Below are 18805 nucleotides of genomic sequence, written 5' to 3' on the forward strand. Positions count from 1 at the left end.
GTGGAGGCCGCCCGCGACGCGATCACCCCGCGGGTGGAGGCCGCTCGCGACGCCGCCGGGCCGAAGGTCGCCGCCGCGGTCCTCGCGGCGCAGACGGCGGCCACCAAGGCCGCCACCGACTTCGGGCCGCGCGTCGAGGTCGCCCGCGATGCGGCCCAGAAGGCGCTGAAGGACGACGTCGTCCCCCGGCTCGAGGCCGCCCAGGTGGCCGCACTGGCGTACGCCACCCCCAAGGTGGCCGCCGCCCGCGGCGCCGTCACCCCTGCACTGGAGAGCGCCCGCGGGACCCTGGCCGCCGGCGTCGACAGCGCGCTCAGCGAAATCGACGCCCGCCGGGCCGAGTTCGCCGCGACGGCGGAGAAGTCGACGCGCAAGGCCCGCAAGGGCGCGAAGAAGGCGCGCAAGACGGCCGTGAAGAAGCGGCGGGAGTTCGAGAAGGCCGCCGTCGCCACGGCCAAGGTCGTGAAGCGGAAGGCCGGCGTGGAGCCGGAGCCCCGCCGGTGGCCGTGGGTGTTCGCCGCGCTGGCCCTGGGTACTGCCGTGTTCGTCCTCGTGCGCCGCTCGAAGGACGACACCTGGACCCCGGCCCCCGCCGGTGACGGTCCGGTGCCCAGCTACCGAGAGGACCCCGTGCCCAGCTCCGACAGCACCTTCGGCAAGACCCCGTCCACCGCGGACACCACCGGGGACTCCGCCCCGGCCGAGTCCGACATGGGCGTGCGGGACGCGCAGCTCGCCGACGGCGACGGCCCCGACACCACGTCGGTCAACGGCAGCGACGCCCCTGAGCCCTTCACCTCGGGCAACGGTGGTTCGGATGCAGGCCCGACCGCCGGACCGGACGACCGACAGGTCTGAGCACCGGGTTCCGCCTCCGACGCCCCCGTCGCCTCGTGCGACGGGGGCGTCGGTCGTCCCAGGGGACGCGGTGCGTTCCGGGGGTACCGTGGAGATCATGAGCGACCCCGCCCTTCCGACGTCCTCCGCGGGATCGACGATCGAGCCGGCCGGCCGCAAGCTGCTCCGCCTCGAGGTCCGCAACAGCCAGGTGCCGATCGAGCGCAAGCCCGAGTGGATCAAGACCCGGCTGAAGACCGGCCCCGAGTACACGGAGCTGAAGTCGCTGGTGCGCCGCGAGGGCCTGCACACCGTCTGCGAAGAGGCCGGCTGCCCCAACATCTACGAGTGCTGGGAAGACCGCGAGGCCACCTTCCTCATCGGTGGCGACCAGTGCACGCGCCGCTGTGACTTCTGCCAGATCGACACCGGCAAGCCCGCCGACTTCGACGCCGACGAGCCGCGCCGGGTGGCCGAGAGCGTCGCCACGATGGGGCTGAGGTACGCGACGATCACCGGTGTCGCCCGCGACGACCTGCCCGACGGCGGCGCCTGGCTGTACGCCGAGACCGTGCGGCAGATCCACGCCCAGCTCCCCGGCTGCGGTGTCGAGCTGCTCATCCCCGACTTCAACGCCGACCCCGCCCAGCTGGCCGAGGTGTTCTCCTCCCGTCCCGAGGTGCTCGCGCACAACGTCGAGACGGTGCCGCGCATCTTCAAGCGCATCCGCCCGGGCTTCCGGTTCGACCGCTCGCTCGCCGTCATCACCGCTGCCCGCGAAGCAGGCCTGGTGACCAAGTCCAACCTGATCCTCGGGATGGGCGAGGAGCCCGAGGAGGTCGTGGAGACGATGCAGGCGCTCCACGACGCGGGTTGCGATCTGCTGACGATCACCCAGTACCTGCGGCCGTCGCCCCGGCACCACCCCGTGGTCCGGTGGGTCAAGCCCGAGGAGTTCGTGCAGTTCCAGCAGGACGCCGAGGAGATCGGCTTCCCCGGAGTGCTGGCCGGCCCCCTGGTGCGCAGCTCCTACCGTGCCGGCCGCCTCTACCAGCAGGCCATCGCAGCCCGCGGTCTCACGCCCACGATCTGAGCCCCGTCGATCCCGGCCCGCCGCAGGGGCCCGGCGGGAGCGTGCAGGGGCGGGGGGCGGTGGGTCCCTAGACTGGCTGCCATGGCACGCAGCAAGCCCACCTCCGGCTCCTCCCCCGCTTCCGGCTCGACGCCGAAGCTGGACAAGAAGGGCCGCCCCAAGGTCGGGCGGATGAAGAAGCTCGGCAACAACGCCCGCATGATCAAGCAGGCGTACACGCTGACGAGCAAGCACGACCCGAAGCTGCCGTGGATCCTGCTGATCACGTTCGTGCTGGTCGCGACCGCGGTCGAGCTCCTGGGCATCCTCTTCTCGATGCCTTTCCTGTTCATCCCGCTCGCGATCCTCTTCGGGCTGCTGGCCACCCTGATCGTCTTCGGGCGGCGCGCGCAGGGATCGGCCTACCGGCAGGTCGAGGGGCAGCCGGGTGCGGCCGCGTGGGTGCTCGAGGGTCTGCGGGGCGACTGGCGGGTCAGCGCCGGCGTGGCGGGGACGACGCAGCTCGACGCCGTGCACCGCGTGCTGGGCCGGCCCGGCGTCATCCTGGTGGCCGAGGGCGTCCCGTCGCGGGTGCGCGGCCTGCTGGCCCAGGAGAAGAAGAAGGTCGCCCGGGTCGTCGGCGACACCCCGATCTACGACATCCTCGTCGGTGACGACGAGGGCCAGGTGCCGCTGAACAAGCTCAGCACCCACGTCATGAAGCTGCCCCGCAACCTGACCGCCGCCGAGCTCAACGCCCTCGGCCGCAGGATGAGCGCGCTGGGCGGCCCGAAGATGCCGGTGCCCGGCGGTCCGCTCCCCGGCGGGCGGCAGATGAGCGTCAGCCAGCGCCAGGTCCGCCGTCGCTGACCGGAGTGCGACGGCCCGCTCTCACAGGCGGGCGAACGGCTCCGCGTAGCGGAAGGTCCCGGGGGCCGGTACCGGCCCGGTGAGCAGGCGGGCCTGGAAGTGCTCCCCCCATCGCGGGTCGGGCGCGGTGATGCCGAGGTCCGCGGAGGCCCGGAAGCCGAAGCGCCCGTAGTAGGCGGGATCCCCGAGCAGCGCGACGAGCGGCTCGTCGCAGGCCTCGGCCACCGCCAGCAGCGCATGCACCAGGACGGTGCCCACGCCCTGTCGTTGGACGGCGGGCAGGACGCCGAGCGGTCCCAGGCCCAGCGCCGGCGATCCGTGCGGCTCGATCCACCCCCGCGTGGCGATCACGTGACCGACGATCGCGTCGTCCGATACCGCCACCAGCGACAGGTGCGGCAGGAAGCCCGGGTCCTCACGGAGCTCGTCGACCAGCGGCGCCTCGACGACGTCCGCCGGCGCCCGTTTCCGCCCGGTCGCCGGATCGCGGGCGAACGCCGCCTGGTGCAGGGCGCGCACGGCACCGGAGTCGGCGGGGCGTTCTCGTCGGACGATCACCGGCCGAGTGTCGGCTCCCGCGCTGCTGCGGTCCACCGCATTGCGGCGACGTGCCGGAGCCGTCGGCCAGGGTCGAGCCCGGAGAAAGGTGGCGCCGGCTAGAACGGAGGTGGGTCGGCGTCGGTCTCGGCCGGCGGGGTGCCCGATGCCGGCGGCTCGGACGGTGACATCTCGTGCACAGGTCTCCGAAGGCCCGGTGGCCTGGTCGTCCGGCTGATGCCGCTCGGCGTCGTGACGTGCAGGGTGCCGTCGGGGTCCATGCGGACGTCCCAACCGCGGGCGAAGGTCTTCAGTCGGTGGTGCGAACGGCACAGGCAGCAGAGATTCGTGCAGGTCGTGGCGCCGTCGCAGGAGTGCGGGATGACGTGGTCGAGGTCGGTCCAGCCCACGCGCTGCCCGCAGTTGGGCATCCGGCAGGTGCGGTCGCGGGTGGTGACGAAGCGTTCCTGGCGTGCGGTGTGGGCGTAGGCCTCGGTGGCCGGCGGGGCGCTCAGGACCGGGCAGCCGCAGTCACCTTCGGGGTGCTGGGTGCAGCCGGTCTTCGCGAGGCGGAGCAGTTCGGCGACCGTGGTCGTCGCGAGCAGCCGCCCGTCGGTGTCGGTGAGCGCGAACGTCAGGCTGCCGTTCGGTGGGGGCTGCAGGCCCAGGGCGGCGATGCGCGCCAGCAGGGAACGGACGTGCGCGGCGGTGATCACCAGCCCGTTCACCGTCCCCGCGGCCGCGGTGCTGCCCTCGAGGGCGTCGAGCGAGGCGGTGATGGTCAGGTGCGCGGTGACGTCGGGCTGGCCGTGGCCGCCGGGGCGACGCAGCAGCAGGGAGAACAGCTCGGTGCGGATCCGGGCGACGGGCCGGTGATCGCCGTCGGCCTTGGCCATCCTGGCCAGGGTGTCGATGACGGCGTAGCCCTCGGTGGCCTCGTCGGCCGGTAGGTCCGCGCCCAGGGTGGCCATGCCGTCGGCGCCGGGCTGCAGGAACACGTCGGCGGACTGCTGCGCCTCCTCGCGTCGGGCCTCGGCGCCCGCGGCGTCCAGCTCCAGCAGCAGTTCGCGAGCCCGCTCCTTCAACGTGGTCACCGACAGGTCGACCGCCTCGGGCAACAGCCGACCCTCGATCACGGCGGCCAGGCCGGCGTCGACGGAGCCGAGCACGTCGGCCAGCGCGGCCGCCCGCGACTCGTCCAGCTCACCGCCCGACAGGGCGGCATAGGTGGCGGGCAGGTTCTCCCGCCACGCCAGCGCCCGCGCGTACCGGTGCGTGGCGGTGCCGCGGCCACGGTTGAGCACCATCGCCAACTCCCCGGCGAAGAACTCACTCACCCCACCCGGCTCGGGGGCCGCTCCCCACCCGGCGGTACGGGCACCCGGGCTGCCCGGTGGCGGGTCGTGCTCGTCGCAGCTCAGCTCGGCCATCCGCAGGATCAACGCCGCCTCGTACGCGGCGTCCATCGCCCGTCGGCGCTCCCGCCGCTGGAGCTCCGCGGCGACCTGCTTCCGGGACAGCAGTCCCACCGGCAGCCCCCGACCGCTCACCGGCTGGTCCAGCGACCAGTCGATCAGCACACCCTCCACGCGAGAGGAGCCGGAGATCCGAGGCACACCCCCACGCTAGGGCGGGGGTACGACAGTTTCGTGGCCCTGACCAGGGAGGTCGTCGTCAGGGCGACGTCATGGACGCGCGGGGAGGGCCCTCAGTCGCGGACGACGGCGGTGCCGGTCAGCCGGTCGTGCAGGCCGCGACCGTCGGCGTCGACCAGGAGGGCAGGCACGAGCAGGACGAGCAGCCCGGTGCGGACGACGGCCCGCCACACGGCCAGCCGCTCGCCCGGCCGCGGGTGGGCCAGTCGCAGGCCGAGCAACCGCATTCCCGGTGTCTGACCTGCGGCCACCAGCGACACCACGGTGACGATCGAGAACGACAGCAGGCTCCAGTTGCCGGGCAGGTCCGGAGCGGTGAAGAGCCCGGCAACCAGGGCCGAGGCGAACGCGTCGATCAGGAAGGCGCCGGCGCGGGTGCTGAACGCGGCCAGCGAGCCGGCGCCGTCGGCGGGCAGCCCCAGGGAGGCGCCGCGCGGGCGCTCCTGAGAGGGTTGCGGTACGTCCCTGACCATGACAGCAGCGTAGTGAGAGGACCTGCCGCCCCCGTCTGCCGAGGCCCGACGTGACGAGCGACACGTCCGGCGCGTTGTTACGACGCCGAAACAATCGGGACACGCCGGGGCAACTCCCCACTCGTAGCTTCCGTTCAGCCGTCCGCCCCACCCCGGAGGATCGATGTTCACCAGTCCCGACGAGGTCGCCGCCTACATCCGCGACAACGACGTCCAGTTCGTCGACGTGCGTTTCTGCGACCTGCCCGGCGTCATGCAGCACTTCACCATCCCGGCGTCGACGTTCGGCGAGGACACCTTCAGCGACGGTCTGGGCTTCGACGGCTCGTCCATCCGTGGGTTCCAGACCATCAACGAGTCGGACATGCTGCTGCTGCCCGACGCCAACAGCGCCTTCGTGGACCCGTTCCGCAAGCACAAGACGCTCAACATCAACTTCTTCATCCACGACCCGATCACGCGCGAGGCCTACAGCCGTGACCCGCGCAACGTCGCGAAGAAGGCCGAGGCGTACCTCGCCGCCAGCGGCATCGCCGACACCGCGTTCTTCGGCCCCGAGGCGGAGTTCTACGTCTTCGACTCGATCCGGCACGACACCGGCATCAACGAGGGCTACTACCACATCGACGCCGTCGAGGGCTCCTGGAACAGCGGCTCGCGGACCGGCGAGAACGGCGTCGGCCCGAACCTGGGATACAAGACCCGCCAGAAGGGCGGCTACTTCCCGGTCGAGCCGGTCGACCACCAGAGCGACCTGCGCGCCGACATGATGATGAACCTGACCCAGGTCGGCCTGGAGCTGGAGCGCGGCCACCACGAGGTGGGCACCGGCGGTCAGGCGGAGATCAACTACAAGTTCGACACGCTGCTGCGCTCGGCCGACAGCCTGATGCTCTTCAAGTACATCATCAAGAACACCGCGTGGGCCCACGGCAAGACCGCCACCTTCATGCCCAAGCCGCTGTTCGGCGACAACGGCTCGGGCATGCACTGTCACCAGAGCCTCTGGAAGGATGGGCAGCCGCTCTTCCACGCGGAGACCGGCTACGCGGGCCTGTCCGACATGGCCCGGCACTACATCGGCGGGCTGCTCAAGCACGCGCCGTCGCTGCTGGCCTTCACCAACCCGACGGTCAACAGCTACCACCGCCTGGTGCCCGGCTACGAGGCCCCGATCAACCTGGTCTACTCGGCCCGCAACCGGTCGGCGTGCACGCGCATCCCGATCTCGGGCGACAACCCGAAGGCCAAGCGCATCGAGTTCCGGGTGCCCGACCCGTCGGCCAACCCCTACCTCGCCTTCTCGGCGATGCTGATGGCCGGTCTGGACGGCGTGAAGAACAAGATCGAGCCGCCGGCGCCGATCGACAAGGACCTCTACGAGCTGCCGCCCGAGGAGGCCCTGGGCATCGACAAGGTGCCCGCGTCCCTGGACGCCGTCCTCGACCGGCTCGAGGTCGACCACGAGTACCTCATCGACGGCGGGGTCTTCACGCCCGACCTGATCGAGACGTGGATCGAGTACAAGCGCGAGAACGAGATCGACCCGATCCGTCTCCGCCCGCACCCGCACGAGTTCGCGATGTATTACGACATCTGAACCTCGCTCTCCCCTGACCTGCGGTTTCGTCCGCGGGCAGGTCCCGTAGTCCGCACAGAGTCCGCACGAGCCGCCAGAACCAGACCGACGGCGGCTCGTGCGGACTCGTCGCTGTCGGGCCACAGGTGGCCGTAGGTGTCCAGCGTCGTCTTCGCCGAGCCGTGCCGGAGTCGGTGCTGAACGACCTTCACGTCCAGGCCGCTGCCGATCAGCAGCGACGCCAGGTAGTGCCTCAGGTCGTGGAACCGGAACTCCTCGGGCAGGCCGGGCACCTTCGGCCGGGCGGCCCGCACGGCCCGCTCGATCGCCCAGGTGGACGTCTGGCGGCCGAGCCCGTCGGTGACGACGTACTCGCCGCCCCAGCGCTTGACCGCGGCGGCCAGCTCGAGCGCGAGCTCCTGTGGGATCGGCAGCGGGGTCTTCGACGTCTCGGTCTTGAGCTCCTCCCCCGCGCCCTGCACCGTCGGGTGCACCACGCCGCGCATGAAGTCGACGTCGACCAGGCGCAGCCCCACGGCCTCGGCGGTGCGTAGGCCCACGAACGCGCCGAGCAGGATCGCCGGGCGCAGATGCTCGGCGACGGCGTCGTGGAGCGCCCACACCTGCTTCGTGGTGGCCACGTAGGGCCGCTGCTTGCCCTTCCCCGGCGAGGTCCGGCGCGAGCACGGGTTCCGTGGGAGCAGCCCGTCGTGCACGGCGTCGCTCATGATCTGGGACAGCCGCGAGTGCAGCGCGTAGACGTAGCTGTCGGCCAGGCCGTCGGCCTTGAGCTTCGCCGTCCACGATCGCACCGCTGACGGCCGGACGTTCGCGAGCTGTTGCCGGCCGAACCCTGCCTTGATGTGCGCGATGTGCACCTCGGCCTGGCGCACCGTCCGCGGCCGCCGCGTCGCGTAGCCGGCCAACCAGGTGTCACACCAGTCGCTCACCGACGTCCGCGCGGTCTTCGGGTCCACGAAGGTGCCCGTGACCAGGGCGGTGGTCTGCTCGTCGAGCCAACGCTGAGCGTCGACCTTCCGCTTGAAGTGCCTGGCGTGCTCCTTGCCGTTCGCGTCGCGGAATCGCGGCCTGTACGTGCCGTCGGGCCGGCGGGCGATGCTCGCCATCAGTCCTCGCCCGCCCGCCCCGGCCGCGCCGGCCCCAACTTCCCCGCCTCTCGCGCCCGCTGTACCCACAGGGCCGCGGTGCGGTGAGCAATCTGAAAGCTTGAGGCAACGGCGAGCGTCGGTTTCCCTGTGCTCAGCCCCTCCCGGTAGACCCTCGCCACGTCGTCCAGGGATGGCCGGGTGCCGCTGCGCCTCCGCGCCCGCCTGGCGGCGATCGCCGCGCGTGCTGCGGCCTCGTCGTCTCCCAGGATCTCCCACACGCCGTCAGCCACCGGCTCGTAGCGCACGCCGACCGTCTCCGCTACCCGCTCCAGCACCGCGCTGACGTTGATCGCGCGGAAGTCAGCGGAGCGCAGGCCTCTCGTGCCCTCGGGTGCACGGAAGCACCACTGCACTAGTTCCGGCTGGCCCTCCCGGACTTCCACGAGTGCGCCGAACGACGGCGCGCCGCCCAGGCCCTCGAAGTCGACCTCGACCTTCATGGGCATCGCCGCGTCCGACCCGATGCCCTCGTGCTCGAGGGACATCTGCCGGATGGACACGTTGCCCGGCCACGGCCAGACCCGCGTGCCGCTGTGCTCTGCCGTCATGCTCGCAACCTCGCATCCAACCCACCTGCTTGCGTAGCAGACAACCTCGCACATGCCATGCAGGCTGTCAACAACTCGGAAGTTGTCCGGGCTTACACGAGAAGGAGATGACCACGGGTGAGCGAACTCCTGGACACGGACCAGGTAGCAGAGATGACCGGCCTGGCGGTGAACACCCTCCGGAGCTGGCGCTGGCAGGGCGTCGGACCGCGGTCGTTCAAGGTCGGTCGCTGGGTTCGGTACGAGCGCAGCGACGTCGTCGCGTGGCTGGCCGCACAGAAGGCGTCGACCTCCGCCGGCGGAGCGCCGGCGGCTTGAGTTGGTGTGGACCAAGTTGGGCGACGAGTTCAACGACGCCGCGGCAGACCTCTCCGACGCCGCGGCGCGCACCCACGTCGACGCGCTGCTGTGGTCGAACCGCCGGCTCCTCGACCTGCTCGTGCCGAAGCGCGACCTCCGACGCTTCGCCTTCTCCCCAGCCGTGGACGTCAGCGACGAGGACGGCGGCCAGGTCGTCGCCGAGCTCGTCGCGGCCGGCTGGTGGGAAGACCGGGGTGACGCCTGGTACATCGGCCTGCGCTGGCCTGAATGGCAGCTCGAGCGGGGCCAGGTCGAGGAACGCCGCGAGCGGGAGACAGCGAAGAAGCGGAGACAGCGAGCCCACGCCCGGGGTGACCACTCGCTGTGTTCGGCGCCTTGTTCTTCAGAGGTCCCCGTCCCGTCCCGGGTCCCGGGGGGTAGTCCCCGGGGGACAGTTCCCAGCATTGTCCCCCGGGGTGTCCCGGGGGGACAGCTCTGCCGCGAGCACATGCTCGGTCGCTCCCCTGACTCGTGCCCGGGCTGCGCCGCCGACCGGAAGGCGGCCGGATAGATGGCCGCCTACCGGGACCGCACTGGCGAGTTGCACGACGAAGAGCCCGCTGATCTACCCGAGCCTCACGACGCGCTGTGCCGCGGCGGCTGGCTTCCCATGACGACCGACGGTCGGGCCCGGCCCTGCCTCACCTGCCGTCCCCACCTACGCGGCCGCGCCGAGCGGCTGCGTTCCCAGCTGACAGGAGAACTGCCCTGAAGATCCAGATCCTCGGTGTGCGAGGCCGGCGCTCCAGCTCACCGTCCGTCGTCGCCACCGTCGACGACCACCTGGTCCAGTGGCGCCCCAGCGGCTGGCTCTGCGAGTGCGACGTCGACGACTGCCCCCACGTCGACGCGGTCGCCGAGCTGCTCGACCCTCGCGTGACCGGAGGGCACTGATGCCGTTCCGGTTCTTCTTCGCCTACACCGATCCCGAAGACACCCTCAGCAGCTGCGCTGTGGTGCCTCGGCAGGGGATCCTGCCCGACCGGTGGGCGCCGCTGCTCTCCCCCTGCCGCTTCACCACCTGGCCGGCCGGATGGGTGCGCTCCACCTGCGCCCAGTGTCCCGAGCCGCCTGGTGACCACTGCCGCTGCGGTCTGACCGTGATGACGAGAGGCGACCAGCTCGCCCGCTGGCTCCTGAGCGCCTACGGGCGGTACTTCATCCCACCCGCCGAGTACGGACGCCTGGCCGTCGCACGGATCTCGGTGCGAGGCCGGCTGGCGCCTCTCGACGACGCCTACCTCGAGCACGACCAGCGCCGAGCACGCAGCTTCACCGGCTGGGACGGCGACCTCGTGTCCACGCCAGATGAGTGGCGAGCCGAGCACGCCAAGGTCGTGGAGCTCTGGCTGCCCGCGGCCGCCGCGAGGTTCGAGCCGGTGCTCAAGAAGACGTACTCAGTTCCGGTGCACGTGAGCGCGCTGTCGGGTCACTCCTGGCTGCGAGAAACCTTCCCGGAGCCACGCCACATGGCGCTGATGGACGTCCTGGAGGCAGCGGACAAGCACCAGCACCAGCGTCGCGCCGCTGGTGCGGGCGCTGGTGATCCGGCTCTCGCGTTGGCGCAGTCGATCGCTACTCGGACGCGCCAGCTCCTCACAGAGCTCAGCGAGGGTGGGGGCGGGGACCCCTCCCCCGCCCCCGCTCGCCGTGTGACCGCCGGTTCTGCGGAAAATGCCCCGCGGGACTCTGGAGAACTCGCCCAACCGGCCGCGCCGCGTGCCGGGCGACGACCCCGCAGGGGTGGTCACTGATGGCCGGCCGCGGCTTCCCACCCAAGGACCCTCGCCTCCTGTCACGCCCCCGAGACAGCCGCCGGCGCGGCGAGGTTCAGGAGGTCGCCGCACCACCGGCCCGGCAACCCACCCTGCCGCGAGACATCGACTGGCATCCGCGCACACGCGCCTGGTGGCGGGACTGGAAGCGCTGGCCGCTGGCCGACTCCTTCACCGCCGGCGACTGGTCCTTCCTGCTCGACACCGCGCTCATGCACCACCGCATGTGGGCCAAGGGCGAGATGAAGTGGGCCTCCGAGATCCGCCTCCGCGTCGCCAAGTACGGGGCCACGCCCGAGGACCGCCAACGCCTTCGAGTCCAGTTCACCGATCCAGCGGCCCAGGACCCGCCCAACCAGCGCGGCGCCCGCGGCCGCGCCCGCACGCCGTCTCACCTCGCGGCCGTGCCCGACGACCCAGCAACTCGACCACCCGACCCCCGCTTGGTCCTGTACGCGACACAGCAGCCCGCCGAGCGGCCACCACACACCGAAGGAGACCCCCCAGCGTGATCACCATCCCCGACAGCGTCACCGACCCCGAGGCGCCCGACGGCGCCTGCCCCGTGCGCAACTGCGGGCAGCCGCCCGAGGATCCTCGCCGCCAGTGGTGTGAACTGCACGAGCTCGCGGGCCGGCTGCTCGCGATGGGTCGGGCCACGACGTGGCAGGACGCGCTCCAGCTCGCCGGCGGCTCTCCTCAGCACGTCCGTTTCGAGAGCGGCGTGCGCCTCCTCGAGGACGCCGACGGCCGCCCCGCCGGCGTCAGCGGGCGCACCGCCACGGCGACGATGACCTACCGACTCGACCCGAACAGGCCGCTCACTTGAGCACCCCCGCCTGCCCCGAGTGCGGCCGCGAACAGCTGGAAGACCACCCCGCGGGCCTGCTGTTCCAGCACTCCCAGGCCTGCACCCTGCTCGCGGCCGAAGACGCGCGCCGCGTCGCGGATGTCGACCAGGCCAGCCGCGTTGGCTGGCCCTTCACGCGCCCGGCCACCGCGGTCGAGCGCCAGCTCCTCACCGCGTCCGGGCGGAGCCTCCCCGCCGACGACGCCGAAGCCTTCGTGATCGTCGACTACGCGCTCGCCAACGCCGTCCGCCGCCGCACCTTCCCCACCGCCGAACCCATCACCCCCCAGGAGACACCGTGACCAACTCCGCTTCCCCGGAGACACCCGACCCCGACGACGCCACCTCGGCGCCGGCCGGCGACGAGCCCGCGGCCGCCGAGAGCGCCGAACCGGCCTCACCCACACCCGACCATCTCCCGACGGAGGACACCGACCCTCCCTCCGAGCCAGGCGACGGCAACGCTGAAGCAGCCCGGTACCGGAGAAGGCTCCGCGACGTCGAGAACGAGCGCGACGGGCTCGCCGCCCGCGTGGAGAGCTTCCGCCGCGCGGACGCCGAGCGAGCCGCCAGCCAGCTGCTCGCCAACCCCTCCGACCTCTGGCTGTTCGCTCAGCCGGCCGACGTCCTCGACGACGCGGGCGACGTCGACGAGACGCGGGTGCGCGAGCTGGCCACCGCGGTCGTCAGCGAGCGCCCCGGCCTCGGCATACCCCGAGTCCAGATCGTCGACATGGGACAGGGTCGACGCGTCGCCCCAACCTCGGGAGGCGGCTGGGCCAGCGTGCTGAAGGACTCACAGGGCACCGGGCGACGCAGCCGCACCGGCCGGATCTGAGCCGACCGTGCAGCCTGACGATGCCACCGTGGACCAGTCCTCCGAGCCCGCTCACGACGCCGCCGGCGCTGAGGCGGCCCGATACCGACGGCAGCTGCGAGACGCCGAGCTCGAGCGCGACGGGCTCGCCGCCCGTGTGGACGGCTTCCGGCGCTCGGCCGCCGAACGGGCCGCGGCCCGCGTGCTACGGGCTCCCGCCGACCTCTGGCTCTTCCACGACCCCGCCGACGTCCTCAACGAGCATGGCGACGTCGACGAGGACCTGGTGGAGGACCTGGCCCGTCGACTCACCGACAGCCGTCCGGGCCTCCGCCGGCCAGTGCCGCGTCACGGTGCCGGCGGACACCGCGCCGAGCAGGTCACCGGCTGGGACGGCGTGCTCAAGGGCTCGGGAACCTGACACGGGCCGCGCCGATGCGGAACTGTCGGTCGGTTCCGCTACCGTTCGAGGTGCTGCATCGGCGCGTGCCAGGTCGCTCCCCGCTGCAGCACGACGCCCCAGGAGGGCACCCCGGGTCGGACAGGCGCCCCCGGATGAGACCAGAGTCCTTCTTCCCTCCTGGAGAGCCCCGTGGCACAGACCACCACCACCGCGTCCGCGATCGTTCCCACCGAGACCGGCGAACTCATCGTCCAGCCGGTCATCGAGCAGTCCGTGGCCATGCAGGTAGCCACCGTCCGCCGGACGACGACCAAGACCCTCCGCATCCCGGTCGTCACCGCCGACCCCACCGCCAGGTGGGTGGCCGAGGGCGACGAGATCACCCCCTCGGACCCCACGCTCGACGAGATCGAGGTCACCGCGTCCAAGGTCGCCGGCCTGACCATCATCAGCCGGGAGCTCGCCGACGACTCCTCGCCCGAGGCCGCCGAAGTCGTCGGCGAAGGACTGGCCCGCGACATCGCCCGCAAGGTCGACCAGGCCTTCTTCGGCAACCTGCCGTCACCGGCCCCGGCCGGGCTCGGCTCCCTCCCGACGACCGCCGGCAACGTGCAGACCGTCGACGCCGGCGCCGACTGGACCAACCTCGACCCCTTCGCCGAGGCCCTGTCCAAGGCCGAACAGGTCGGCGCGGTCATCACCGCATGGGTCACCACGCCCGCCGTCGCCCTGAAGCTGGCCACCCTGAAGGAGGGCACCGGCTCCAACAAGCCGCTGCTGGGCAACGACCCCGGCGCCCCCACCCGCCGGCAGATCCTCGGCCTGCCGGTCTTCGTCAGCCCCGACGTCGCCGCCGACACCGTGTGGGGCATCCCCGAGGACCGCGCGGTGATCTGCGTCCGGGAGGACGCCGAGGTCGAGTCCGACCGCTCGGTGTTCTTCACGAGCGACCGCGTCGCGGTCAAGGCCACGATGCGGGTCGGTTTCGGCTTCGCCCACCGCGCCGCCCTCGTCAAGATCAGCGTCACGCCGGGCTGACGCCCCGGCGCCAGCTCGAGCACCTCTGGCCCCCGCCGGTTCCCAGGTGAACCGGCGGGGGCCAGAGTTCTTCTCGGTCTCTGGGATCAGCCGGGCGGGTGCGGCCGGCGCAGTCGAGACTCCAGCCGATCGGACTTGTCGGGATCCCCGAACAGGTTGAGCAGGCAGTGGGTGAAGTCACCGGCCCACAGCTCTCGGCCCATCCGGTGCTCCAGGCATCCGATGCAGAGCAGGCCGGTTCCGTCGCCCCCGTTCGGCCCGTACTCGCGCCAGATGTGGTCGTGAACCATGTAGTCCTCGGCGCCGGTGTCGTCGCCGCAGTCACTGCACGGGCCGCGGCTCAGCCGCCGCGACGCGCGCCGGGCAGCTCTGTTCACGCGCCTCCACCCCCGTCCGGGCTCGTCAACATCGCGGCGGCCATCACAGCGTTCCGCCGGGCGCTGCCCGGCACCGCGGTGTAGATCATCGTCGTGTTGACGTTGGCGTGGCCCAGGAGCTCCTGGACGGCCCGGTAGTCGCGCTCGGCGGCGTAGGCAGTGCTCGCGAACCGGTGCCGAAGGGTGTGCGGAGTCCAGTGGTCGGACAGCCGCTCGCGCATGAGCTTGCCCAGGTGCGCCGGCGTCAGGTGTCCTCCGCGGCCGTTGGGGAACAGCCATCCCCGCGAACGAGAAGACAGCCTCGCGCCCAGATCGTCCGGCAGGGGAACGTCTCGCTCCACGCCGCCCTTGCCCGTCACCCGGAGCCACCACCCGTCCGGGCGCTGCACCAGGTCCTCGGTGCGCACCCGGGCGATCTCCGATCGGCGCAGACCGGCGACAGCGCCCAGCTCGATCGCATCGGCCTGCCGAACGTCGGCGCCGTCGAGCGCTGACACGATCACCGCGTCAGGGGCGGGACGGGGTAGCGCCCGCGGGTGGCGCACGGCTGGCAGTTCCGCTGACGGGTCGACCGCGATGCGCGCGGTAGCCACTCCCCAGCGGTAGAAGGCCCGCAGGCTCTGCCTGGCCACACGCAGGGCTGCCGACCCGACGCCGAGCGATCCCATCCAGGTGGTGAGGTCGTCCAGCTCGAGCTCCCACGGCCCCCACTGAGGATGGGCGCAGGCGAGCCGGCGGAGTACGTACGTCCGCTGCCGGATCGTCTGCTGACTCTGGCCGGACGCCGACAGCCAGCTGGCCCACGCGTTGAGCTCTGCAGACCAGATTGCCGCGGCGGGTTGGTGCACCAGAGAGGCGTGGCGCGCGGGGGTGGGGGGTTGGTCGGTCCAGCCTTTCGTCACAGCGAACTCGTAGAACAGCCGGAGGGTCCGCATCCACGTCCCCCGGGTCTGTCGCGACCATGCCTGCTGCTCGGCGTAAGCCTGCAGGCGCTCACCCGTCACGTCCCAGGGCGATCCAGCGAAAGCGTGGGCCGCCCGACGGACCGAGCGCAAGCGGTCCCGGATCGTCCCCTCCGCGAAGCCGTCCGCCCGCAGTCGGGCCTCCCAGCACTCGATCGGCTGTCTCCACTGTTCAGGGAGCGACCTGGCGGTCATCGTCATGCCGCACCCCGCTCTTGCGCGAGCTGGTCCGCCAGGTCCGCGGCCGCGAGCAGCAGGCCGGCGAAGGTTCGAGCCTCCTGAGCGGTGAGCCCGGCTACAGGTTTGCCGTCCTGGAACTCGTCGACCCCTGCGGCCACCATCGGCGCGCCCAGCTGACGGGCACCGTCCCGGATGCGTTCCTCGGCGAACAGGTAGGCCCAGACGGGTGCATCGGCCGCCGGCGTCACCGTCGTCTCGTGGAAGCGGATCGGGAGGCCGGTGGCTGTCTCGATGTCCCACTCGTCCAGGTGGCAGCCGAGTTGGTAGTCGCACCAGGGCGGGCAGGGATGGGCGTCGGTGGCGTCGGGGTCAGTAGCGTTGCTCATGGGTCTCTCGTCCTTCTAGCCAGGGTGAGGGATCAAGGCCTCGTCTCGGTGTCCGCACACCGGGCGGGGCCGTCTTCATCTTGCTGGTCGGGTGCCGACGACTGCTCGTCCCACGGTTGAGCGCAGTCCGCAGAAAGTCCGCAGAACGTCCGCAGATCGGCACAACTCACCAACGGTCAGTTGGGGAGAAATCGCAGGTCAAGGCCGGTTGCGCACATCTCGGCACAACTGACCAACGGTGCGGCACGAGTTCGCGATGTACTACGACATCTGATCGCGGACATCTGATCGCGGACATCTGATCTCGCCTGCTGACACCGCGGCCCCCGACCTGCTCGCCAGGTCGGGGGCCGCGGTGCGTCCGGGCTAGGTGCGGTGCAGCAGGAAGTCCGCGGCCGTCCACGCGCCCAGGATCGCCAGTGCGAGGAGGCCGAGGAGGACGAGAGCGCACCCGGTCAGCGCCGCGCGATCGGCCCAGCTCGTCGGCGGCGCCTCGGCGTCGTCGGACCCGGGCGGCGGGGGCAGGGGCCGGCTCAGCCACTCCGCCGCGTGCTCCTGCGTGCAGAAGCCGACGTACCAGTCCCCCCATTCACCGTCCGGCCGCCTTCCGGAGACCTCCAGGGTCAGTGCGGTGCCGCCCTCGCTCGGCGACGGGGTCGCGCGGCCACACAGGTCGCACGTCCACTGCTCGTCGGCGCTGTTCTCGGGCACGGCGAGCCACCCTAGGTGGGACGGCGAACTGCCTCATCCGGATTTCTGCGGTCAGGCGCGGGAGCGGGACAGCAGGTAGACGAAGTAGGGCGCCCCGATGAGTGCGACGGCGAGGCCGGCCGGCAGCTCCGCGGGGGCGAGCACCGTGCGGCCGACGACGTCGGCGACGCCGAGCAGGGTGGCACCCACCAGCAGCGACACCGGGACCGAGCGGGCATGCCGCCCACCCACCAGCGCCCGTGCGAGATGCGGGGCGACCAGACCGACGAAGCCGACGACGCCGACCGCGATGACGCTGGCGGCGGCCAGCAGCGCGGCGACGGTGAGGACCAGGAGCCGCACCCGCTCGAGCCCCACCCCCACCAGGCGCGGGGTGTCCTCGTCGAGGGCCAGCAGGTCCAGCTCACGGCGCACGACGACGGCGAGCGGCACCGCCACCAGCAGCAGGACGGCGACCGGCAGGACCTGGCTCCACGAGCGCCCGTAGGTGGTGCCGGACAGGAAGGTGAAGATCCGGGGCGTGTCGAAGGGGTTGGCCCGCAGCAGCAGGTAGGTCGTCACGGCCATCGAGCCGTACCAGAAGCCGATGCCGATGAGGACGAGCCGGTCGGTGTCCAGGCCGCCGCGCCAGGCCAGGCCGTAGACCACGGCGAAGGCGAGCAGCGACCCGGCGGCGGCCGCGAGCAGGGTGGCGGTGCCGCCGGCCCCGGCGCCGCCGGCGACGACGACCGCGCCGAGGCCCGCCCCACCGGTGATGCCCAGGAGACCGGGCTCGGCCAGCGGGTTGCGGCAGGTCGCCTGGACCAGCGAACCCGACAGCGCCAGGGCGGCACCGGCGAGCAGCGCCGCCGCCACCCTCGGCGCCCGTTCGTCGAGCGCGAACCGGAGGAACGGCGAGCCCTCGCCGGCGAGCCACAGGGCGACGTCGCCCGTGCGCAGCCAGGTGTTGCCGGCCAGCAGCCCGAGGACGGCCACACCCGCGACCGCCGAGGCGCACAGCGCGAGCACGATCCAGAACCGGCGGGCGGTGCGCGCCATGGCGCCGGTGCCCGGGGGCTGCCGGGTCGGCCCCGAGTCGCGGCCGCGGCGGGCCAGGAACACCAGCAGCGCCGCGCCGAGCAGGGTCGTCGTGATGCCGGTCGGGATGGAGATGGCGCGGTCGGCACCGATCGCCGCGCGCATGACCGCGTCGGCCAGGACGACGACGAGCGCCCCCACCAGCCCGGCAGCCGGGATCAGCACGACGTGCCGCTGCAGGGCGGGGACCGCGCGGGACACCAACCGGGCGAGCACCGGCGCCGCGAGACCGACGAACCCGATGGGACCGGCCAGGGTGACCGCCGCGGCGGTGAGCAGCACGGCCAGGACCGTGCCGATCAGGCGCGTCGAGCGCACCGGCACGCCGAGGACGCCGGCGGTGTCGTCGCCCAGCCCCAGCAGGTCGAGGCGGCGGGCCAGGAGCAGGGCACCTCCCGTGGCGACGAGCACCACCGGGGTGGCGCGCTGGAACGCCTCCAGCCCGAGCTGGCTGAGCGATCCGCCGCCCCAGGCGAACAGGCCCGTCGTCTCCTGCGCGAACAGGATGAGCAGCGCGGCCGTGGCCGCCTGCAGGGCCAGCGCCACCGCCGTCCCGGCCAGGATGAGTCGGGTGGTCGACGTGCCCGAGCCGCCGGCCAAGCCCAGCACCAGCAGGGCGGCGAGCAGCCCGCCGGCGGTGGCGACCGCCCCGGAGGCGGCCAGTGGCACCGCCAGGCCGAACGCGGCCACCGCGCTGACGGCGAAGTGCGCGCCGGCCGTCACCGCGAGGGTGTCGGGCGAGGCGAGCGCGTTGCGCGCCAGCGACTGGAACAGAGCACCGGCGACGCCGAGCGCGAAACCCACCGCGAGGCCGGCGGCCAGGCGCGGGATCCGCGAGCCCACGAGGACGTCGCGGGTACCGGCGTCGATGTCCTCCCGGCCGGTCAGCAGCCCGACCAGGTCGCCGAACCCGACGGCGGAGGTGCCCTGGGTCAGGTGCCAGCCGGCCGCCGCGGCCACCGCGGTCAACAGCACCACGAGGGCCACGGCCGCCCCGGCGAGCCGCGCCGTCCCCGCGGGGGTCCGCGGGTCCTCCGGACCGGGCCGCGGAACCTCGACGTCGGCGCCCGCCGCCCCCGGGTGGACCCCGGGGGCGGCGGGCAGGTGGTCGGACCGGCTCACGGGAAGG

At 72.4% G+C, this 18805-nt stretch carries 24 protein-coding genes; 14 read left to right on the forward strand and 10 right to left on the reverse strand.

Annotated elements, in window-relative coordinates:
* The 3 genes from BN344_RS18770 to BN344_RS01740 form a co-directional block, all read left to right on the forward strand.
* A partial coding sequence (locus BN344_RS18770; RefSeq protein WP_197022209.1) for a hypothetical protein occupies positions 1 to 858 on the forward strand: 858 nt, incomplete at its 5' end.
* A gap of 97 nt (positions 859 to 955) precedes the next feature.
* A complete protein-coding gene (gene lipA / locus BN344_RS01735; protein WP_051515660.1) occupies positions 956 to 1930 on the forward strand; it encodes a lipoyl synthase in 975 nt (324 codons plus the stop codon).
* An 81-nt stretch (positions 1931 to 2011) separates the two neighbouring features.
* Positions 2012 to 2779, forward strand: a complete 768-nt coding sequence (locus BN344_RS01740; protein WP_051515417.1) for a DUF4191 domain-containing protein — start codon at positions 2012 to 2014, stop codon at positions 2777 to 2779.
* A gap of 21 nt (positions 2780 to 2800) precedes the next feature.
* Here the strand turns inward: BN344_RS01740 and BN344_RS01745 are convergent, their stop codons facing one another.
* From BN344_RS01745 to BN344_RS01755, 3 genes are all read right to left on the reverse strand, one after another.
* The gene (locus BN344_RS01745) at positions 2801 to 3337 is read right to left on the reverse strand and encodes a GNAT family N-acetyltransferase (RefSeq protein WP_040337774.1); all 537 of its coding nucleotides are present in this window, start codon (positions 3335 to 3337) and stop codon (positions 2801 to 2803) included.
* A 98-nt stretch (positions 3338 to 3435) separates the two neighbouring features.
* Positions 3436 to 4932, reverse strand: coding sequence for an HNH endonuclease signature motif containing protein (locus BN344_RS01750; RefSeq protein ID WP_051515419.1), 1497 nt, complete (start codon positions 4930 to 4932; stop codon positions 3436 to 3438).
* 92 nt (positions 4933 to 5024) lie between these two features.
* On the reverse strand, positions 5025 to 5444 hold the full coding sequence (locus BN344_RS01755) for an RDD family protein (protein WP_040336781.1): 420 nt from the start codon (positions 5442 to 5444) through the stop codon (positions 5025 to 5027).
* Between the two features lie 163 nt (positions 5445 to 5607).
* Here BN344_RS01755 and glnA point away from each other — a divergent pair, with 163 nt between their 5' ends.
* Positions 5608 to 7044, forward strand: a complete 1437-nt coding sequence (gene glnA / locus BN344_RS01760; protein ID WP_040336782.1) for a type I glutamate--ammonia ligase — start codon at positions 5608 to 5610, stop codon at positions 7042 to 7044.
* Here the strand turns inward: glnA and BN344_RS01765 are convergent.
* The gene (locus tag BN344_RS01765; protein ID WP_051515421.1) at positions 7032 to 8150 is read right to left on the reverse strand and encodes a site-specific integrase; all 1119 of its coding nucleotides are present in this window, start codon (positions 8148 to 8150) and stop codon (positions 7032 to 7034) included. The two genes, glnA and BN344_RS01765, sit on opposite strands and share 13 nt — an antisense overlap.
* Positions 8150 to 8740: a hypothetical protein gene (locus BN344_RS18775; RefSeq protein ID WP_051515423.1), complete on the reverse strand. Its 591-nt coding sequence runs from the start codon at positions 8738 to 8740 to the stop codon at positions 8150 to 8152. The genes BN344_RS01765 and BN344_RS18775 overlap by 1 nt, the downstream gene beginning before the upstream one ends.
* A gap of 117 nt (positions 8741 to 8857) precedes the next feature.
* On the opposite strand from BN344_RS18775, the gene BN344_RS01775 reads away from it, so the two are divergent.
* From BN344_RS01775 to BN344_RS01820, 10 genes are all read left to right on the forward strand, one after another.
* Positions 8858 to 9058, forward strand: coding sequence for a helix-turn-helix domain-containing protein (locus BN344_RS01775; protein ID WP_040336784.1), 201 nt, complete (start codon positions 8858 to 8860; stop codon positions 9056 to 9058).
* A 4-nt stretch (positions 9059 to 9062) separates the two neighbouring features.
* Positions 9063 to 9611, forward strand: a complete 549-nt coding sequence (locus BN344_RS18780) for a hypothetical protein (protein WP_051515424.1) — start codon at positions 9063 to 9065, stop codon at positions 9609 to 9611.
* A gap of 218 nt (positions 9612 to 9829) precedes the next feature.
* Positions 9830 to 9994: a hypothetical protein gene (locus BN344_RS19775; RefSeq protein ID WP_155858705.1), complete on the forward strand. Its 165-nt coding sequence runs from the start codon at positions 9830 to 9832 to the stop codon at positions 9992 to 9994.
* Positions 9994 to 10854 carry a hypothetical protein gene (locus tag BN344_RS01790; RefSeq protein WP_040336785.1) on the forward strand — a complete coding sequence of 287 codons (861 nt, stop codon included), beginning with the start codon at positions 9994 to 9996 and terminating at the stop codon, positions 10852 to 10854. Before BN344_RS19775 ends, BN344_RS01790 begins: the two co-directional genes overlap by 1 nt.
* On the forward strand, positions 10854 to 11387 hold the full coding sequence (locus BN344_RS19325) for a phage terminase small subunit (RefSeq protein WP_155858706.1): 534 nt from the start codon (positions 10854 to 10856) through the stop codon (positions 11385 to 11387). Before BN344_RS01790 ends, BN344_RS19325 begins: the two co-directional genes overlap by 1 nt.
* On the forward strand, positions 11384 to 11704 hold the full coding sequence (locus tag BN344_RS01800) for a hypothetical protein (RefSeq protein WP_040336786.1): 321 nt from the start codon (positions 11384 to 11386) through the stop codon (positions 11702 to 11704). The genes BN344_RS19325 and BN344_RS01800 overlap by 4 nt, the downstream gene beginning before the upstream one ends.
* Positions 11701 to 12027 carry a hypothetical protein gene (locus BN344_RS01805; protein WP_040336787.1) on the forward strand — a complete coding sequence of 109 codons (327 nt, stop codon included), beginning with the start codon at positions 11701 to 11703 and terminating at the stop codon, positions 12025 to 12027. The genes BN344_RS01800 and BN344_RS01805 overlap by 4 nt, the downstream gene beginning before the upstream one ends.
* Positions 12024 to 12563: a hypothetical protein gene (locus tag BN344_RS18790; protein WP_051515429.1), complete on the forward strand. Its 540-nt coding sequence runs from the start codon at positions 12024 to 12026 to the stop codon at positions 12561 to 12563. Before BN344_RS01805 ends, BN344_RS18790 begins: the two co-directional genes overlap by 4 nt.
* 28 nt (positions 12564 to 12591) lie before the next feature.
* Positions 12592 to 12963 (forward strand): hypothetical protein, encoded by a 372-nt coding sequence (locus BN344_RS18795; RefSeq protein WP_051515430.1) that lies wholly within the window; start codon positions 12592 to 12594, stop codon positions 12961 to 12963.
* Between the two features lie 171 nt (positions 12964 to 13134).
* Positions 13135 to 13983, forward strand: coding sequence for a phage major capsid protein (locus BN344_RS01820; RefSeq protein ID WP_040336789.1), 849 nt, complete (start codon positions 13135 to 13137; stop codon positions 13981 to 13983).
* An 86-nt stretch (positions 13984 to 14069) separates the two neighbouring features.
* Here the strand turns inward: BN344_RS01820 and BN344_RS01825 are convergent, their stop codons facing one another.
* From BN344_RS01825 to BN344_RS01845, 5 genes are all read right to left on the reverse strand, one after another.
* Positions 14070 to 14360 carry a hypothetical protein gene (locus BN344_RS01825; protein ID WP_051515432.1) on the reverse strand — a complete coding sequence of 97 codons (291 nt, stop codon included), beginning with the start codon at positions 14358 to 14360 and terminating at the stop codon, positions 14070 to 14072.
* On the reverse strand, positions 14357 to 15208 hold the full coding sequence (locus BN344_RS21135) for a tyrosine-type recombinase/integrase (RefSeq protein ID WP_197022210.1): 852 nt from the start codon (positions 15206 to 15208) through the stop codon (positions 14357 to 14359). Before BN344_RS21135 ends, BN344_RS01825 begins: the two co-directional genes overlap by 4 nt.
* A gap of 311 nt (positions 15209 to 15519) precedes the next feature.
* Positions 15520 to 15888 carry a DUF6907 domain-containing protein gene (locus tag BN344_RS01835; protein WP_040336790.1) on the reverse strand — a complete coding sequence of 123 codons (369 nt, stop codon included), beginning with the start codon at positions 15886 to 15888 and terminating at the stop codon, positions 15520 to 15522.
* A 366-nt stretch (positions 15889 to 16254) separates the two neighbouring features.
* Positions 16255 to 16599 carry a hypothetical protein gene (locus tag BN344_RS01840; RefSeq protein ID WP_040336791.1) on the reverse strand — a complete coding sequence of 115 codons (345 nt, stop codon included), beginning with the start codon at positions 16597 to 16599 and terminating at the stop codon, positions 16255 to 16257.
* 51 nt (positions 16600 to 16650) lie between these two features.
* Positions 16651 to 18798: an iron ABC transporter permease gene (locus tag BN344_RS01845; RefSeq protein ID WP_231486419.1), complete on the reverse strand. Its 2148-nt coding sequence runs from the start codon at positions 18796 to 18798 to the stop codon at positions 16651 to 16653.
* Positions 18799 to 18805: the final 7 nt, after the last annotated feature.

This window comes from Candidatus Blastococcus massiliensis AP3 (assembly GCF_000582785.1).
In the GTDB taxonomy this organism is placed as follows: Bacteria; Actinomycetota; Actinomycetes; order Mycobacteriales; family Geodermatophilaceae; genus Blastococcus; species Blastococcus massiliensis.

What these genes read in the sequence shown, in the direction of transcription:
- BN344_RS01755 (WP_040336781.1), bottom strand. Translation starts at nt 5,444, where the DNA reads ATGGTCAGGGACGTACCGCAACCCTCTCAGGAGCGCCCGCGCGGCGCC.
- BN344_RS01740 (WP_051515417.1), top strand. Translation starts at nt 2,012, where the DNA reads ATGGCACGCAGCAAGCCCACCTCCGGCTCCTCCCCCGCTTCCGGCTCG.
- BN344_RS01765 (WP_051515421.1), bottom strand. Translation starts at nt 8,150, where the DNA reads ATGGCGAGCATCGCCCGCCGGCCCGACGGCACGTACAGGCCGCGATTC.
- lipA (WP_051515660.1), top strand. Translation starts at nt 956, where the DNA reads ATGAGCGACCCCGCCCTTCCGACGTCCTCCGCGGGATCGACGATCGAG.
- glnA (WP_040336782.1), top strand. Translation starts at nt 5,608, where the DNA reads ATGTTCACCAGTCCCGACGAGGTCGCCGCCTACATCCGCGACAACGAC.
- BN344_RS01790 (WP_040336785.1), top strand. Translation starts at nt 9,994, where the DNA reads ATGCCGTTCCGGTTCTTCTTCGCCTACACCGATCCCGAAGACACCCTC.
- BN344_RS18775 (WP_051515423.1), bottom strand. Translation starts at nt 8,740, where the DNA reads ATGACGGCAGAGCACAGCGGCACGCGGGTCTGGCCGTGGCCGGGCAAC.
- BN344_RS01835 (WP_040336790.1), bottom strand. Translation starts at nt 15,888, where the DNA reads ATGAGCAACGCTACTGACCCCGACGCCACCGACGCCCATCCCTGCCCG.
- BN344_RS19325 (WP_155858706.1), top strand. Translation starts at nt 10,854, where the DNA reads ATGGCCGGCCGCGGCTTCCCACCCAAGGACCCTCGCCTCCTGTCACGC.